Source organism: Streptococcus oralis (genome assembly GCF_901543815.1).
Classification (GTDB): domain Bacteria; phylum Bacillota; class Bacilli; order Lactobacillales; family Streptococcaceae; genus Streptococcus; species Streptococcus oralis_CM.
The window spans coordinates 245,549-262,527 of sequence record NZ_CABEIU010000002.1 but is presented as its reverse complement, the minus strand read 5'-3'; the positions used below and the strand labels follow the sequence as shown (position 1 = coordinate 262,527).

14 protein-coding genes are annotated in these 16,979 nt (G+C 43.5%); 2 read left to right on the top strand and 12 right to left on the bottom strand.

The window, feature by feature from the left end; genetic code table 11:
* Positions 1-10: 10 nt before the first annotated feature.
* From FQT28_RS01455 to FQT28_RS01445, 3 genes are read right to left on the bottom strand one after another with little or no spacing between them, the layout of a single operon-like run.
* The gene (locus tag FQT28_RS01455; RefSeq protein ID WP_143989183.1) at positions 11-1,771 is read right to left on the bottom strand and encodes an ABC transporter ATP-binding protein; all 1,761 of its coding nucleotides are present in this window, start codon (positions 1,769-1,771) and stop codon (positions 11-13) included.
* Positions 1,761-3,530, bottom strand: a complete 1,770-nt coding sequence (locus FQT28_RS01450; RefSeq protein ID WP_143989182.1) for an ABC transporter ATP-binding protein — start codon at positions 3,528-3,530, stop codon at positions 1,761-1,763. Before FQT28_RS01450 ends, FQT28_RS01455 begins: the two co-directional genes overlap by 11 nt.
* Positions 3,514-3,975: a MarR family winged helix-turn-helix transcriptional regulator gene (locus FQT28_RS01445; protein ID WP_143989181.1), complete on the bottom strand. Its 462-nt coding sequence runs from the start codon at positions 3,973-3,975 to the stop codon at positions 3,514-3,516. The genes FQT28_RS01450 and FQT28_RS01445 overlap by 17 nt, the downstream gene beginning before the upstream one ends.
* A 192-nt stretch (positions 3,976-4,167) precedes the next feature.
* Between FQT28_RS01445 and FQT28_RS01440 the strand changes: the two genes are divergently transcribed.
* Positions 4,168-4,872 (top strand): CD20-like domain-containing protein, encoded by a 705-nt coding sequence (locus FQT28_RS01440; RefSeq protein WP_143989180.1) that lies wholly within the window; start codon positions 4,168-4,170, stop codon positions 4,870-4,872.
* Positions 4,873-4,921: 49 nt separating this feature from the next.
* Here FQT28_RS01440 and FQT28_RS01435 read toward each other — a convergent pair whose 3' ends face one another.
* On the bottom strand, positions 4,922-5,638 hold the full coding sequence (locus tag FQT28_RS01435) for a YebC/PmpR family DNA-binding transcriptional regulator (protein ID WP_143989179.1): 717 nt from the start codon (positions 5,636-5,638) through the stop codon (positions 4,922-4,924).
* Between the two features lie 96 nt (positions 5,639-5,734).
* A complete protein-coding gene (locus FQT28_RS01430; protein ID WP_143989178.1) occupies positions 5,735-7,105 on the bottom strand; it encodes an MATE family efflux transporter in 1,371 nt (456 codons plus the stop codon).
* Between the two features lie 109 nt (positions 7,106-7,214).
* Between FQT28_RS01430 and FQT28_RS01425 the strand changes: the two genes are divergently transcribed.
* Positions 7,215-7,769, top strand: a complete 555-nt coding sequence (locus FQT28_RS01425) for a GNAT family N-acetyltransferase (protein ID WP_084947323.1) — start codon at positions 7,215-7,217, stop codon at positions 7,767-7,769.
* Positions 7,770-7,825: 56 nt separating this feature from the next.
* On the opposite strand, the gene recA is transcribed toward FQT28_RS01425, so the two are convergent.
* The 7 genes from recA to rpoC form a co-directional block, all read right to left on the bottom strand.
* The gene (gene recA, locus FQT28_RS01420) at positions 7,826-8,977 is read right to left on the bottom strand and encodes a recombinase RecA (protein WP_143989177.1); all 1,152 of its coding nucleotides are present in this window, start codon (positions 8,975-8,977) and stop codon (positions 7,826-7,828) included.
* Between the two features lie 54 nt (positions 8,978-9,031).
* Positions 9,032-10,288, bottom strand: coding sequence for a competence/damage-inducible protein A (locus tag FQT28_RS01415; protein WP_143989176.1), 1,257 nt, complete (start codon positions 10,286-10,288; stop codon positions 9,032-9,034).
* Positions 10,289-10,361: 73 nt separating this feature from the next.
* Positions 10,362-11,396 (bottom strand): glycopolymer--peptidoglycan transferase LytR, encoded by a 1,035-nt coding sequence (gene lytR, locus FQT28_RS01410; protein WP_143989175.1) that lies wholly within the window; start codon positions 11,394-11,396, stop codon positions 10,362-10,364.
* Positions 11,397-11,400: 4 nt separating this feature from the next.
* On the bottom strand, positions 11,401-11,922 hold the full coding sequence (locus tag FQT28_RS01405) for a GNAT family N-acetyltransferase (protein ID WP_143989174.1): 522 nt from the start codon (positions 11,920-11,922) through the stop codon (positions 11,401-11,403).
* Positions 11,912-12,355, bottom strand: a complete 444-nt coding sequence (gene tsaE / locus FQT28_RS01400; protein WP_061417733.1) for a tRNA (adenosine(37)-N6)-threonylcarbamoyltransferase complex ATPase subunit type 1 TsaE — start codon at positions 12,353-12,355, stop codon at positions 11,912-11,914. The genes FQT28_RS01405 and tsaE overlap by 11 nt, the downstream gene beginning before the upstream one ends.
* Positions 12,356-12,459: 104 nt before the next feature.
* A complete protein-coding gene (locus FQT28_RS01395) occupies positions 12,460-13,083 on the bottom strand; it encodes a hypothetical protein (RefSeq protein WP_143989173.1) in 624 nt (207 codons plus the stop codon).
* A gap of 206 nt (positions 13,084-13,289) precedes the next feature.
* Positions 13,290-16,955, bottom strand: coding sequence for a DNA-directed RNA polymerase subunit beta' (rpoC, locus tag FQT28_RS01390; RefSeq protein WP_185952341.1), 3,666 nt, complete (start codon positions 16,953-16,955; stop codon positions 13,290-13,292).
* Positions 16,956-16,979 lie beyond the last annotated feature (24 nt).

Here is a 16,979-nt window from a genome sequence, read left to right as displayed (position 1 = left end):
TTCTTTAGATTTATTCTTCTGCTTCGTCTTCTGTAAATTGACTATTGTACAAATCAGCGTAGAAGCCACCTTGCGCCATTAGTTCCTCGTGATTGCCTTGCTCGATGATATTCCCATCTTTCATGACAAGAATCAAGTCGGCATTACGGATAGTTGACAAGCGGTGGGCGATGACAAAGGAAGTTCGACCCTCCATCAAACGGTCCATGGCTTTTTGAATCAATTCCTCTGTACGTGTGTCGACTGAGGATGTCGCCTCGTCCAAAATCAAGAGCGGTGCATCCTTGAGAAGGGCACGAGCAATGGTTAAGAGCTGTTTTTGTCCAACAGACAAGGTCACGGTGTCATCCAAAATAGTATCGTAATCATCTGGCAAGGTCATGATAAAGTGGTGGATTCCCACAGCCTTGCTGGCTTCCATCATTCGTTCATCACTGATGTCTGTCTGATTATAGATCAGGTTCTCTCGAATCGTTCCTTCAAAGAGCCAAGTGTCCTGCAAGACCATTGAAAAGGCATCGTGTACTTCTGAGCGTTTCATGTCCTTAGTATCCACGCCATCGATGCGGATACTTCCCTTATCTATCTCATAGAACTTCATCAAAAGATTGACAATGGTTGTCTTACCAGCCCCAGTCGGTCCAACGATTGCGACCTTTTGACCTGCATGAGCTGTCGCAGAAAAATCATGGATGATGGTGCGCTCTGGTGTATAGCCAAAGGACACATGATCAAAGACTACTTTCCCTTTCATATGGGTCAATTGTCTTTCCTTGTGAGATTCATCTTGCATCTCTGCTTCAGCTAAAAATTCTAATACACGAGTCATGGCTGCACTCGCTTGTTGCAAGCTCGTAATCCCTTGGGCAATCTGTGACAGAGGTTGAGAGAAGGTCCGTACGTAAACCATAAAGGCTACAATAATCCCTATAGTGATATGCCCTTCTAACGCCAGCGCGGCTCCAACGATGATGACTAAGACATAACTAAAGTTCCCAACAAAGATCATGGCTGGCATCATGATACCAGAGATAAATTGAGATTTCCAGATACTGTCATGCAAGTCTTGGTTTAAACCTGCAAATCTCGCTTTGGAGGTGTCCACTGCGTTGTAGCTGGTTACAACATTGTGGCCAGAGTACATCTCTTCCACATAACCATTGACGGCCGCTAGATTATTTTGTTGGGCTTTAAAATAACCCTGTGACTTGGCCATGATTACGGAAACCGCCGCAAAACCAACAAGGGTTGATACAACGGTTACCAATGCCAAAATCCAGTTCATCCCAAACATGGTCACCAAGACAGCAATCAACAAGAAACTAGCTGAAAGAACTGCCCCTAAACTTTGGTTGAGAGATTGTGCCGCCGTATCCACATCATTGGTCACGCGCGAAAGGGTGTCTCCTTGTGAATGACGGTCAAAATAGCCAAGTGGCAAACGATTGATTTTTTCAGCGATTGCCGTCCGCAAGCGTTTTGAAAAATGCTGAATGCTCGTTGAAAAGATATAGGCCTGTGTATAGTTAAGGATAGCTCCAAATACATATAGGACAACTAAAAATCCAGCAATGTTTGATACAGCTACCAAGTCGATTTCTGTAGCCAAACCATCTGAAATCAAGTTTGTAATTTCCTTAATCTTAGTTGGCCCATAAACGGTGATGATGCTTGAAATGACTGCAGCCACAACTGCTATTAGGAGAGGGAGTTGGAGGCCTGCCATATAAGGTTTGCACTGTTTCCAGACCGACACTTTTTTATTTTCCATGTTCCAATTCCTCCTTCGATAGTTGTGAATAGGCAATTTCTTGGTAGACTTCGTTGGTAGCTAGAAGTTCCTTGTGGGTGCCTTGTCCCACGACTTTTCCTTGATCCAAAACTAAGATCAGGTCGGCGTCCATAATGGTAGAAATGCGCTGCGCTACAATAAGCTTGGTCATGGATTTTGTTTTCTCAGCTAGCTCTTGGCGTAGGACACGATCTGTCTTGTAGTCCAAGGCTGAGAAGGAATCATCAAAGATGAGAATCTCTGGTTTACGAGCCAAGGCACGCGCAATAGCCAAACGCTGTCTTTGACCTCCTGAGAAGTTGGTTCCACCTTGGGCTACTTCTGATGCAAGACCTGCTTCCTTGTCCTCGATAAATGCTTTAGACTGGGCCAATTCAAGAGCTTGCCACATAGCAGCCTCGCTTAGAGGAGTTTCTTTGCTCTTACCAAAGTCCAAGTTCCCCTTGACATCTCCAGAAAAGAGTACAGCTTTTTGTGGAATATAGCCGACCTTATTGCGCAAATCTTCCAAATTGTAATCTTGTACATTGACACCATCCACTAGGATTTGTCCATCTGAAACGTCGTAAAAACGAGGCAAGAGGTTGACTAGGGTGGACTTCCCTGATCCAGTCGATCCGATGAAGGCTACGGTTTGACCCGCTTCTGCTTTGAAAGTGACATGTTCCACGACTGCTTCAGAGTTTTTAGAGTAGCGGAAAGTTACATCACGGAATTCCACTTGTCCCTGAACTGAATGATCCGCTGTCTGTGCATGACTAGGATTTTCAATAGAAGAATGCAAATCCAATACTTGATTGATACGCCCTGCCGAAACCAAGGTACGTGGAAGAACGATAAAGAGTGCTCCCATGAGCAAGAAACCCATCACCACCTGCATAGCATAGGACATGAAGACCACCATATCACTAAAGAGTGGCAGACGTTCTGTCAAACTTGCGTCGTTGATGATATAGGCACCAATCCAGTAAATGGCTAAACTTAATCCACTGGAAATCGCCATCATAATTGGGTTCATAATCGCCATCAATCGATTGACAAAGAGATTAAGACGTGTTACCTCATCGTTGGCTGCTTCAAATTTCTCATCTTGGTAATCTTCCGCATTGTATGCACGAACAACCCGAATCCCTGTCAAGCTTTCACGAGTGATGCTATTGAGTTTATCTGTCAATTTTTGGATGACCGATTGTTTTGGAAAAGCCAGAGTCATGAGAACGGTGGTCATCAAGACATTCACAATAACAGCCACAACCACTGTCCAGAGCCAGTATTCTGATTTCCCAAGTATTTTTCCAATCGCCCAGATAGCCATAATTGGACCACGAGTAACCACTTGCAAGCCCATGGTAAAGAGCATCTGTACCTGTGTGATATCATTAGTCGTCCGAGTCAAGAGACTTGGGATTGAAAAACGTTTGATCTCTGTCTGTGAAAAATCCAAAACCTGATGAAATACATCAGTGCGTAGATGGGTTGTATAGGATGCTGCAACGCGAGCGGCAAAGAAACCAACCATAACAGATGAAAAGAAAGCCAATAAAGACAAACCAATCATCTTCGCAGCTGGTGACCAGAGTTCACCCAACTGCGTTCCAGACGTTCCCAGTAATTCTGTAATTTGCGAAATATAAGTCGGCACCTCTAACTCTAGATAGACCGAGAAACAAGTGAAAAGAATCGTAAGGACGATCATTCCCCACTCTTTTCCTGTAATACGTTTAGCGAGTTTCTTCATTCTCTCCTCCTATCTTCTCAACATTTTCTTGCAACTGACCGAGAACCTTTTCAAATATTGCCAAGTCCGAATCCGAAACACCCTCTAACAAACTCTGATCAATTCGATCAAAAAATACTTTAATTTCTTGCATCTGCGAACGCGATTTGTCGGTCAAACGAACAAATTTTGCTCGTTTATCACTTGGACTGGCCTCTAACTCGACCAAACCATTTTGTACCATACGCTTGACCAAGTTACTTGCCACAGACTTAGTAATATTGAGTTCTTGTTCAATATCCTTGATAAGCGTTAATTCTTGATCATGCTCACGACGATCTAAAAATCTCAGGACCTGCCCTTGCGGTCCACCCATAAATTCAATGCCACATCGCTTAGCTTCTTTCTGTACCATCAGATGAACCTGGTGTCCAAAACGTTTAAACATTAACATCGGCTTGTCCATGATTGCTCCTTTCTTATCTTTTAAATAGTTCTCACAGGAACTATTTAAGTTTCCATGAGAACTATTTTATCACTTCCAGAAGAAATGTCAAGAAAAAAGTTTCCAAGAGAACTATTTTGGCACAAATTGACATTATGCAATATTTTTTCTATAATAAGCACTAACTACCATGGATAGAAATCCATTCACTCGATGAAGGGAGAAAACTTTCAAATGAAACCAGAAGAACAAAAAGTTTTAGGGATTTTAGCAACTATTTTTGGAGCCATCGCACTTTTAGGGTCTTGGATTCCGTTTATTAACTATCTGTCTTTTTTCATCGCTATTGTCGCTTTGATCTTGGGCATTATCGGCCTTATCGTCAACCTTAAAAAACGGAAAACGATGGCCATTATCGGAACATCCCTAGCAATTGCTTCTGTTGTACTTTTCTTTACGGCCCAGGTACTGTACGCTAATGTCTACAAAGAGTTTGCTAGGGAGTTTAACCGTTCCTACAGCGAGGCCAGTGCCTCAATGGAACGCGAAGAAGAGAGCGACTTGACAGATGATAGCACCTATTCCATCCCAGAGGAGGAGGAAGAAGATACCTTCACCTGGACCCGAGAACAGTTCGACGCCTTAATCGAAGGTGACCTTGACAACAAAGGAAAAGGTGGTACCAACTACAAGGATATTATCAAAAAACACGGACTACCAGACTCCGAGTTTGACTCCACTATCGGAGGGTACGATACGAGAAAAATCACCTATATCTCCATTGGTGACAAGATTAAGACCGTTACCTTAACTTTTGCAAAACAGGACAATGGACAGCTCTTACTCGTTCATAAAATAGCTGTAGGCCTAGGAGGAAGCCAGCAGCAAAAAGATTCAGATTCTGGGACCAGAGTCTAGGTTCAAATATCAAAAAAACGAACAGCTAGTAAAACTGTTCGTTTTTCTATTAGAATCCATCTACGTTTGTGTAGATCTTTTGTACGTCTTCGTCGTCCTCAAGAACGCTGTAAAGTTTTTCAAAGGTTTCAAGGTCGTCACCCGACAATTCCACTTCTGACTGAGGAATCATTTCTAATTCTGTCACTTGGAATTCTTGGATACCTGACTCACGAAGGGCAACAATAGCTTTGTGAAGGTCTGTTGGAGCAGTGTAAACAGTAATCGTTCCTTCTTCTGCTTCTACATCATCTACATCCACATCCGCTTCGAGCAAAAGTTCAAAGATGGCATCCGCATCTTCACCAGCAAATACGATCACACCCTTGTTATCAAAGAGGTATGAAACAGAACCTGAAGCACCCATGTTTCCGCCGTTTTTACCAAAGGCAGCACGGACATTGGCTGCCGTACGGTTGACGTTTGAAGTCAAGGTATCAACGATCAGCATAGAACCATTTGGTCCAAATCCTTCGTAACGTCCTTCTGTAAAGGTTTCGTCTGTGTTTCCTTTTGCTTTATCAATCGCTTTATCGATAACGTGTTTTGGCACTTGGGCTTGTTTAGCACGATCGATAACGAATTTCAAAGCAGTGTTTAATTCTGGGTCTGGATCACCTTTTTTAGCTGCTACATAGATTTCTACACCAAACTTTGCATATACTTTAGAGTTAGCTCCATCTTTAGCCGTTTTCTTGGCTACGATATTGGCCCATTTACGTCCCATTAGGAATCTCCTTTTTTCACATTTTAATCTTTCTTATTATAACACAAGTTTTTTCGATTTTCACTAGAGGAAATGGATTTTGTTCAGCAAATCGAGCTATGATGACACTTTTGTTGCCAAGATTGCCTTGCCTTCTTTTATCAGGGGATGGCGGAAAAGTGAAAAGTACAGTTGGGTAGTCATGGCAACCCAGATAAGGGGTTCGCAAAGGATAACTCCCCTATACCCTGCCCAGGGGACAATCAAAACCACAAAAACGATTTTCCCGATTAGTTCTATAAAGCTGGAAACTAGAGGAAGGACTTTCTGCCCCAATCCCTGCAAGCAATTCCGATAAATCAGCAAAAGGCTCAAAATCGGATAAAAGACTGAACTGATTTGCAGGTAAAGACTACCATTTTCAACCAAGTAAGTATCTGTCGAACTGGCCAAGAAGGAAACCAAACTAGGACTGGCAAAAAAGAGGAAAATACAAACAAAACCTGCCCAGGACATGCTCAAACGACTACCGATTCGAAGTCCTTGAACAATGCGGTCTGGTCGCTTAGCCCCGAGATTCTGAGAAGCAAAGGTTGTCATGGCAGAAGAAATAGCCGTCATCGGAAGCAGAGCAAAGGCCATAATGCGTCTAGCCGCTGTCTGGGCGCTAATAATCACAGCACCAAAGGTATTAACAGAGGATTGTAAAATCACACTACCGATAGACACAATCGAACTCATCAACCCCATAGCCAAACCTTGCTCCAAAAGATCCACGTACAAGGCCTTGTCCCATTTAAAATGCTTGAGTTGAGGGAGCAGTTCTGGAACACTCTTGCGGATATAATAAAAGCAGAGAATCGCTGATAAGCCTTGCGAAATAATGGTAGCAAGGCCCGCAGATTGAACTCCCAGATGCAGTTGCGTAATGAAATACAAATCCAGCACCACATTGACCAAGGCAGAAAAAATCAGAAATCCAAGAGCCGCTAGACTATCACCAATGGACCGCAGCAAGCCTGCAAAGAGATTATAAGCGAAGCTGACGCCTACACAGGTCACAATCATAGAAATATATTGATAGGACTGGGGAAGGATTTCTGCAGGAGTATCTAGGTATTGCAAGAGTGGGTACAGGCCAACAAAGCCCATCAGCATGACCAAAATACTGAGAAGCCCTCCTAAAATCCAGGTTGCTGCTACTGCTTCTTTAATTTTAGTGAAATTACGAGCCCCATAATAGCGGGCAATGACGATCCCCATCCCATTGCCAACACCAAGCGTAAAACCTATAATCAAGTCAAAAATGGCAGTTGTCGCCCCTACTGCAGCCAAGGAATCTTGACCAAGAAAACGCCCAACAATCAAGACATCAGCTGTATTATAAAGCTGTTGGAAAATATTAGACAGCAAGATTGGAAAGGCAAAGCTTAAAAGCGAGGGAAGAATAGGACCATGTATTAGGTCCACTGATCGTTTCTTATTCATAAAGCTATTATATCAGCTTTCTGGAAGAGCGACAAGGATTGCTTGGCTTTCTTAAAATCAATTGCTTACAGAGAGACAATTTGCTATAATCAAGAAAAGGAGGTCACTTATGAGTTTGACCAGTCAATTAATAACCGATGCATTTCCAGATCTTGATAAGGTTGAAAAGCTAAACAAGGAAGCTTTCCCCGAGGAAGAACGAGTCCCTCTGTCTGAGTTCTTGCGCTATCAGGACCGAGATGACGCCCACTTTTTTGCCTTTTATAATGAAGAAGAATTTGTCGGCTTTGCCTTCTCCATCTCCAATCAAAAAGCCTTCTATATAAGCTTTTTTGCCATCATGCCCCACCTAAGGAGCCACGGGTACGGAAAGGAAATCATCGAAAAGCTGACAGATTTTTACCAGCGAACCATGTTGCTGGAAGTCGAGCGCTTGGATGAAGAATGCGATAACTTGGAGCAGAGAAAGGCCCGCATGAACTTCTATCGACAAAATGGCTTTAAAACAGCCAATGCTTTCCTAGAGTACGATGATCTGAGTTTTGAAATCCTCTACCGTGGCGACCATTTTGACGAAGAAGCCTATCGCGACATCTTCCAAAAGTTACAGGATGAACATTATTTTGACTTTCACATCGAATATCGTCGTTTTAGTGATCATTAGTTCTTTCATCTGAAATAAACATAAAAAGTAGCAGTTCCTATCTGCTACTTTTTATGTTATTCTTCAATTTCGATTTCAAGTCCATCGCCTAGGTCAAGTGTCACTTCTTGGTTAGGCGCTAGATCCTCAACGACAGAAGTAGGAGTTGTTCCTTCTTCATCTTCAATCAAGCCATATTGAACACGAACTTGGTGGTCAATCTCATCAAAGACTTCTGGGTGATCTGCCAAGTATTTCTTAGCATTTTCAGAACCCTGACCGATCTTTTCATCCTTGTAAGAGTACCAAGCTCCTGCTTTTTTGATGATATCCAAATCACTTGCAATCTTCAAGAGCTCACCGGTCTTAGAAATCCCTTCTCCGTACATGATTTCAACAAAGGCTTCCTTAAATGGTGGAGCCACCTTGTTTTTGACAACCTTGATCTTGGTTTCCTTACCGACATTGGTATCTTTTTGGTCACCAGTTCCCTTGATTTGTGTGCTTCCACGAACATCCAAACGGACTGAAGCGTAGAATTTCAAAGCACGTCCACCAGGTGTTGTTTCTGGATTTCCAAACATAACCCCAACTTTTTCACGCAACTGGTTGATAAAGATGGCAATTGTTTTGGTTTTATTGATAGAAGCACCAAGTTTACGCATGGCCTGGCTCATCATACGAGCTTGCAAACCAACGTGGCTGTCTCCAATGTCTCCATCAATTTCTGCACGAGGTACAAGGGCAGCAACTGAGTCGATAACGACAAGGTCAACTGCACCTGAGTCAATCAATTTTCCAGCAATTTCAAGACCTTGCTCCCCTGAGTCTGGTTGTGACAAAAGCAACTCATCAATATTCACACCAAGGGCTGCTGCATAGGCTGGGTCAAGCGCATGTTCCGCATCGATAAAGGCTGCAATACCACCTTCTTTTTGCGCCTGCGCCACCGCATGAAGGGCAACCGTTGTCTTACCAGATGACTCCGGTCCATAGATTTCGATGATACGTCCCTTAGGATAACCACCTGAACCAAGGGCAATGTCCAGAGCCAATGATCCTGAACTCATCACTTGAACTTTTTGCTCCGCGCGCTCACCCAAGCGCATAATTGAGCCTTTACCAAAGTCTTTCTCAATCAATTTCAGGGCATCGTTCAATGCTTTTTCACGGTCAGCCCCAAATTTTTTCCCAATTTCATCTAATTTTTTTGTTGGTTTTTTCGCCATTCTATTCTCCTGTATTCTAATAGTCCTAAGACCTATCTACTATTATATCAAAAGTTAGTCACTTAATAAAGCCTTGCGAACTAGGTTGAAGGCATGCATGACCGCGATATGTCGAACATCTGCTCGACTCCGCCCTGCTATATTAGCCTTGATAACTTCTGTCCCTTTTGCATGTGCCAATCCGATAAAGACCGTCCCAGCTGGATGATCCTCTAGGCTATCTGGCCCAGCCACACCCGTCAAACTAACTCCATAATCAGACTGAGTCTTGAGCCGTGCCTGCTCTGCCATTTTTTTAGCCGTAAACTCTGAAACGACCCCGTGTTCTTTCAGCTCTTGCTCGGAAATATCCAGCATCTTAGACTTTTCTTCTAAACTGTATGTGACAAAACCGCCATTAAAAATGGCAGAAACGCCTGAAAAGTCTGCTAATGTCGCTTGAAAAAGGCCTGCCGTCAAGCTCTCTGCTGCAGTAATGCTTTTCTTTCTCTTCTTAAGCTCTTCTACAACGACACTTGCTAGGCTAGTCTCCTCCCCATATCCATAACAGATGTCTCGCAGAGAAAGTTCCTCGAAAGTCTGACGATCCAAGATTTGATTTTCTAGGATATCCAGTGCTTGATCAGCCTTTTCTTGACTGACTGCTTTTGTAGACAAGCGCAAGGTCACTTCTCCCGTCTTGGCATAAGGCGCCAAGGTCGGATCAGTTTGATGGTCAATCAAATCCGCCAAAATGGTCACCAACTGACTTTCACCAATCCCAAAGAAACGGAGCACTCGTGAGTACAACTTGGCACCAGTCATTAACTTAGGTAAGAGCTGATTTAAGACCATAGGTTTCAACTCACTTGGCGGTCCTGGGAGGACCACGTAGGTCACGCCATCTACTTCCGATACCCCTCCGACTGCTAAACCTGTCTCATTTGGCAGTGGAGTTGCCCCTTCTATAATTTGGGCTTGGCGCTCATTATTCGGTGTCCGAGCATAGTCAGGTCTATGAGCAAAGAAGATATCTAGCTTCTCTTGCGCTTGAGGGTCAAACACTAGATTTTTTCCCAAAAATTTAGCCAGAGTTTGTTTGGTCAAATCATCCTCGGTTGGTCCCAAGCCACCTGTCAAAATCACAAGATTGCTACGCGAGCTCGCAATCTCTAGCAAGGACAAAAGACGAGCTTCATTATCTCCCACTGCCGTTTGGAAGTAAACATCTACTCCAATTTCTGCTAATTTCTCTGATAAAAACTGAGCATTGGTATTGACAATCTGCCCTGTCAAAATTTCCGTTCCTACAGCAATGATTTCTGCTTTCATATTTCCTCCTACCTATCTATTCGAATTTTTTTGAAAAAATCGCAGGAAATTTCCCACGATTTGATTCTTCGTTTTATTCTATCTCTTCGTTTGAAGCATTTGTGAAAGGTGCTGTTCGACCATAAAGATTTTCATATAGAACAGCGTTGGTCTCCAACTCCGTCACATCTTCTCTCCCTAGGGAACGACGCAAGAGATTTTGCATTTCTAGCATATGCTCTCTCGTTACAATTTGATAAGAGATTCCTTGCAACTCCGCATCTTCACCACGAAGTTGATGAGTTTCGATATTTTTAAAGGAATCTTGGTAACCAAGTAGTTGTGGGATACTGGAAGCAGACAAATCAACATTTGTCTGCATATTGTCACTAAGCGCTTTTAGGATCGCTTGATAATGACTGATACTATTGAGGCTCAAGACCTTTTCCATAATCTTTTGAATGACTTCACGTTGACGTTTTTGACGACCATAGTCTCCTTCAGGATCTTGGTAACGCATCCGCGAATAGACCAGAGCTTCCTCACCATTCAAAGTTTGCTCACCGACTCCAATCGAGATTTTATTAAATTCTTCCTGATCAGCAATCGAAATTGGAAAACCGAGTGTGTTGTTGACTGTGATGCCCCCAACTGCATCAACTAGCTGTTGGAGTCCTTGCATGTTGACCATCACATAGCGGTCAATGTGGATATTCATCATCTTTTGAATAGTAGAAATTGCAAGTTCCGCACCGCCATTGGCATAGGCAGCATTGAGTTTTGCTTCCTGAACTTGACCGTTTCCAGTCTCAATCTTGGTCAAAATGTCCCGTTCCAAACTCATCATAGTGGTTTTCTTGGTTTTGGGATTAACCGTCAAGAGAATCATAGAATCACTATTTCCCGCCCAGGGGTCTGTACGTTCCACATTTCCCGTATCCACCCCCATCAAGAGAATAGTTAAAGGCTCTGTCGCTTCGATAACGTTGGTTTCTTCACCAATTTTCTTATAAGTTTTTTTACTTAAGGTTTCAGTTCCCTGTTGGTAGATTGTGTAGCCATAAATCCCTACACCTACAACTGTCACTGCTAGGAAACCTAGCATCATTCCAATTATTTTTTTAACCATCTTGTTATTCATCTATCAGTCTGCCCATCAAACAAACATCTAAAAATATCCCTTCTTCTAAATAGGCTCCTCTTTCTTGTAAGCCTTCTGTAACAAATCCAAATTTTGAATAGAGGTGGATAGCTGCCTCATTTCGTTTTTGTACACTGAGTTGCAAACGACGCAGAACTCCACTGGTTTTAGCCCACTCAATTCCCTCTTCAAGGAGTATGCTTCCTAAGCCATGATTCCAAAACTTCCTTTGGATGACCAAAAAGATATCCCCGATGTGGCGAATCCGTATACGTTGCTCTGCCGTGATGTTCAAAACACCTGCAATTTCATGATTCAGGAGGGCTAGGAGAGTGATTTGGTTATCTGAAGTCGCTTGCTTTTCAATAAAAAACACCATTTCAGATTCTGTCATCAGGATACCATTTTCATCCAGACTGGTGAAATCTGTCTCCTGTCCAACTAAATCCAAGAATGCAACCAAAGCAGGTGCATCATGAGCTTCAGCCTCACGAATACAAAGTTCATACTCCATCTTGAAGCTCCTTAATCAATTCCTCAGCACGAGAACCCTGAGCGGTAAAATAGAGGCGACGACCCTCAGCCTCTTTCAAGAGTTCCAACTCCAAGTAAGAATCTGGTAAATCCTCACCCAAAAGATGGCCCCACTCAATAACGGTCACACCACCACCGAAGAGAAACTCATCCAAGTCAATCGAATCAGCATCCCCCTCAATCCGATAGACATCCAAGTGGTAGAGCGGAAGGCGACCCTCATACTCTCTCACGATGGTGTAAGTTGGACTTTTGATCATCTGACGAATACCCAAGCCCTTGGCAAGACCCTTTGTAAAGGTTGTTTTACCAGCACCCAATTCCCCAGACAAGATCAAAACATCATTTTTTTGGAGCAAGGTTCCTAGGCGTTCTCCCAGATTGATCAGCTCTTCTTCATTTTTTGTGTACATGCTACTATTATACCAAAAAGTTTTCTTTTGTGTGAATTTTCTTTACAAACTTACTATAACAACTTTGGTAAAATAAGGGATTTTTATTGATAGACAAGTGTTTTTTAAAAAAATATACACATGGCGCTGACAAGTAAAATATCTCGGATTACATGCCCGTAAAAGGAAAATTCTCTTCTCATAGATTTTGGAAACAAAAACCGAGCAAAAATGAAGCCTAAACCAACATAAAAAACAATAGATAAAACCGTCATTGGATTTCTTAAGAACAGCAAGGTTGCCAGAACTGTTAGGATAACTGTTTTTTTCTTATTAAGAGTGGTTCCCAAATCTCGGCTGTATTTTTCAAACGGTAAAAAGACAAGTAAATCAATGCCAAATAAGAAAAAGAAGGAGGGCAAGAAAAGATCTACCAGCTCTTGCTGAAAAGCTGTCTGTGTTAAAATAGTCTCCGACAACACCAGACAGACACCTACTAGGTTTAAGACCAACAAGATACTATAAAATAGTTTCACTTTTTTCTGACTGTTTAAGATGCTATGAACATCCTGATCTTGGGTATAAAAGAAATTCATCCCCGCACACAGACCTGATGCCAATACGATAAACACTAAAAAATAAGCGCTTGACTGCTTTAAGGTTAAGATGGCTCCCTTCCACAGCAAGCAGCTACTCAAACTAATCTGGATCAAAGCCAGTAACAATAAGATGCGAATTGATTTTATCATTTTCAGTTCTCCCTTCGTATACATGATTATACTCTGCGAGAAAGATAAAATCCCTCCCCTCTTCTCAAATGTCCTGTTTTAACGCTCAACTGACAAAAATGGAAAATAGTTGAAGCGATTTGGGAGATATTGCGTCGTGCTCACCTAACCCCAATAGAGACAGAAGAGTAAAACAAAAGAGAGCCCGAAGGCCCTCTTATTTGCTTTTATTCTACTGTTTCTTCAACTTGGATTTCCACAGCGTCCTCTACTGGAGCGTTTTCTGTCTCTTCTTGTTCTGGAGCCAGATATGATGCTTCATTGATAGCCTGTGGTTCAAGGTTACGGTAGCGAGCCATACCAGTACCTGCTGGGATGATCTTACCGATGATAACATTTTCTTTAAGTCCAAGGAGATGGTCTTTCTTACCACGGATAGCTGCATCTGTAAGGACACGAGTTGTTTCCTGGAAGGAAGCCGCTGACAAGAAACTGTTGGTTTCAAGTGAGGCTTTGGTAATTCCCATAAGGACTGGACGACCAGTCGCTGGAACTCCACCTGCGATAAGAACATCTTTGTTGGCATCTGTAAAGTCGTTGATATCCATGAGAGTACCCATGAGAAGATCTGTGTCACCTGGATCCATGACACGAACTTTACGGATCATTTGACGAACCATTACCTCGATGTGCTTGTCACCGATTTCTACCCCTTGGCTGCGGTAAACTTTTTGTACTTCACCGAGAAGGTAAGTTTCAACTGACAAGACATCACGAACAGCAAGGAGACGTTTTGGTTGGATAGAACCCTCTGTCAATGCTGCACCACGAGAAACTTGGTCTCCAACTTCGACACGCATACGTGCTGTAAATGGCACCACGTATTCGCCTTCGCCAGTTTCACCCTTAACAAAGACTTTCTTGGTACGAGTTGAAGCATCTTCTTCGATGGCTGTAACCTCACCCTTGACTTCAGTGATAACCGCTTCCCCTTTCGGATTGCGAGCTTCAAAGATTTCTTGGACACGAGGAAGACCCTGAGTGATATCGGTATTTGAGGCAACCCCACCCGTGTGGAAGGTACGCATTGTAAGCTGTGTACCAGGTTCCCCGATAGATTGGGCAGCGATTGTACCAACTGCTTCACCAACTTCAACCGCATCACCAGTCGCCAAGTTGATACCGTAACAGTGACGGCAGACACCGTGACGAGTGTTACATGTAAATACAGAACGGATAGTGACTTCTTCCACGCCAGCGTTGACAATTTCACGCGCCTTGTCTTCTGTAATCAACTCATTTGGACCGATGATCACTGCACCAGTTTCTGGATGTTTAACAGTTTTCTTAGTGTAACGACCATTGAGACGCTCTTCGAGAGACTCGATCATCTCTTTTCCTTCTGCGATAGAACGGATCAAGAGACCACGGTCTGTTCCACAGTCGTCCTCACGGATGATAACGTCTTGGGCAACATCAACCAAACGACGAGTCAAGTAACCTGAGTCGGCTGTCTTAAGGGCCGTATCGGTCATACCTTTACGGGCACCGTGAGTTGAGAAGAACATTTCGAGTACTGACAAACCTTCGCGGAAGTTTGAAAGGATTGGCAATTCCATGATACGTCCGTTCGGAGCCGCCATCAGACCACGCATACCGGCAAGCTGTGAGAAGTTTGAGATGTTACCACGGGCTCCAGAGTCCATCATCATAACAATTGGGTTCTTAGGATCTTGGTTGGCAACCAAACGTTTCTCCAATTTTTCACGGGCAGCACGCCATTCAGCTGTTACAGCGTTGTAGCGCTCGTCGTCTGTGATCATACCACGACGGAATTGTTTGGTGATTTGTTCTACACGTTTGTGTGATTCTTCAATGATTTCAGCCTTGTCATCAACGACTGGGATATCGGCAATACCCACTGTCAAACCTGCAAGAGTTGAGTGGTGGTAACCGAGGTTCTTCATGCGGTCAAGTAGGGCAGAAGTTTCTGTCGTACGGAAACGTTTGAAGATTTCAGCGATGATATTTCCAAGGTTTTTCTTCTTGAATGGAGGATTGAGTTCAAGGTTGCTGATTGCTTCCTTGATATCTCCACCTAGTGGCAAGAAGTATTTAGCTGGAACACCTTCTGTTAAGTTGGCATTTGTAGGTTCTTGCAGGTAAGGTAGACCTTCTGGCATGATATCGTTGAAGAGGATTTTACCAACAGTTGTCAACAAGACCTTGTGTTTTTGCTCTTCTGTCCAAGGTTTGTTGAGGCTGTCTGTTGCAATACCAACACGTGAGTGGAGGTGAACATAACCATTACGGTAAGCCATAACAGCTTCGTCACGGTCTTTGAAGACCATTCCTTCACCTTCACGACCAGCTTCTTCCATAGTCAAGTAGTAGTTACCCAAAACCATGTCCTGAGATGGAGTAACAACTGGTTTACCATCTTTCGGGTTCAAGATATGCTCAGCAGCGAGCATCAAGATACGAGCTTCTGCTTGGGCTTCTTCTGAAAGCGGTACGTGGATGGCCATTTGGTCCCCGTCAAAGTCGGCATTGTAGGCTTCACAGACAAGTGGGTGCAAGCGAAGGGCCTTACCATCAATCAAGACTGGCTCAAAGGCTTGGATACCCAAACGGTGAAGGGTCGGTGCGCGGTTCAAAAGCACTGGGTGTTCTTTGATTACTTCTTCAAGGATATCCCAGATACGCTCATCTCCGCGTTCTACCAAGCGTTTAGCTGCTTTGACGTTTTGCACGATGTCACGGGCAACGATTTCGCGCATCACGAATGGTTTAAAGAGCTCGATCGCCATTTCACGTGGCACACCACATTGGTACATCTTAAGAGTTGGACCAACGGCGATAACGGAACGTCCTGAGAAGTCAACACGTTTACCGAGCAAGTTTTGACGGAAGCGTCCTTGTTTCCCTTTAAGCATGTGGCTCAATGATTTCAGTGGACGGCTACCTGGTCCTGTGATTGGACGACCACGACGACCGTTGTCAATCAATGCGTCAACCGCTTCTTGAAGCATACGCTTCTCATTTTGAACGATGATACCTGGTGCATTCAACTCAAGCAAACGAGCCAAACGGTTGTTACGGTTGATAACACGGCGGTAAAGGTCGTTCAAGTCAGATGAGGCAAAACGGCCACCATCCAACTGCAACATTGGACGAAGGTCTGGTGGAATAACCGGAAGGATGTTGAGAATCATCCATTCAGGTTTGTTCCCAGACTTGTAAAAGGCATCCAAAACATCCAAACGACGAATGGCTTTGACACGTTTTTGTCCAGTAGCTGTTTTCAACTCTTCTTTGAGTTCAGCAATTTCTTTTTCAAGATCTACTTGTTTCAAAAGGTCTTGGATGGCTTCGGCACCCATTTTGGCAACGAATGAACCATAACCATACTCACGCAAGCGCTCACGGTATTCGCGCTCTGTCATGATAGACTTGTGCTCAAGCGGTGTATCCTTAGGATCAATTACCACGTAAGCCGCAAAGTAGATAACTTCCTCGAGGGCACGAGGACTCATATCAAGGGTCAAGCCCATACGGCTTGGAATCCCCTTGAAATACCAGATGTGAGATACAGGAGCTTTCAACTCGATGTGCCCCATACGCTCACGACGAACTTTCGTACGCGTTACTTCAACCCCACAGCGATCACAAACAATCCCTCTGTAACGAATGCGTTTGTACTTACCACAAGCACATTCCCAGTCTTTTGTAGGACCAAAGATGACTTCGTCAAAGAGTCCTTCACGTTCTGGTTTTAACGTACGGTAATTGATTGTTTCAGGTTTTTTGACTTCTCCATAAGACCATGAACGGACTTTGCTTGGAGAAGCTAGGGTGATTTGCATACTTTTAAAACGATTTACATCAACCACTATTTCTTCCCTTTCTATTCTAAG

Coding starts and splice junctions, on each gene's coding strand:
- FQT28_RS01455 (WP_143989183.1), bottom strand. CDS start 1,771: ATGGAAAATAAAAAAGTGTCGGTCTGGAAACAGTGCAAACCTTATATG.
- FQT28_RS01450 (WP_143989182.1), bottom strand. CDS start 3,530: ATGAAGAAACTCGCTAAACGTATTACAGGAAAAGAGTGGGGAATGATC.
- FQT28_RS01445 (WP_143989181.1), bottom strand. CDS start 3,975: ATGGACAAGCCGATGTTAATGTTTAAACGTTTTGGACACCAGGTTCAT.
- FQT28_RS01440 (WP_143989180.1), top strand. CDS start 4,168: ATGAAGGGAGAAAACTTTCAAATGAAACCAGAAGAACAAAAAGTTTTA.
- FQT28_RS01435 (WP_143989179.1), bottom strand. CDS start 5,638: ATGGGACGTAAATGGGCCAATATCGTAGCCAAGAAAACGGCTAAAGAT.
- FQT28_RS01430 (WP_143989178.1), bottom strand. CDS start 7,105: ATGAATAAGAAACGATCAGTGGACCTAATACATGGTCCTATTCTTCCC.
- FQT28_RS01425 (WP_084947323.1), top strand. CDS start 7,215: ATGAGTTTGACCAGTCAATTAATAACCGATGCATTTCCAGATCTTGAT.
- recA (WP_143989177.1), bottom strand. CDS start 8,977: ATGGCGAAAAAACCAACAAAAAAATTAGATGAAATTGGGAAAAAATTT.
- FQT28_RS01415 (WP_143989176.1), bottom strand. CDS start 10,288: ATGAAAGCAGAAATCATTGCTGTAGGAACGGAAATTTTGACAGGGCAG.
- lytR (WP_143989175.1), bottom strand. CDS start 11,396: ATGGTTAAAAAAATAATTGGAATGATGCTAGGTTTCCTAGCAGTGACA.
- FQT28_RS01405 (WP_143989174.1), bottom strand. CDS start 11,922: ATGGAGTATGAACTTTGTATTCGTGAGGCTGAAGCTCATGATGCACCT.
- tsaE (WP_061417733.1), bottom strand. CDS start 12,355: ATGTACACAAAAAATGAAGAAGAGCTGATCAATCTGGGAGAACGCCTA.
- FQT28_RS01395 (WP_143989173.1), bottom strand. CDS start 13,083: ATGATAAAATCAATTCGCATCTTATTGTTACTGGCTTTGATCCAGATT.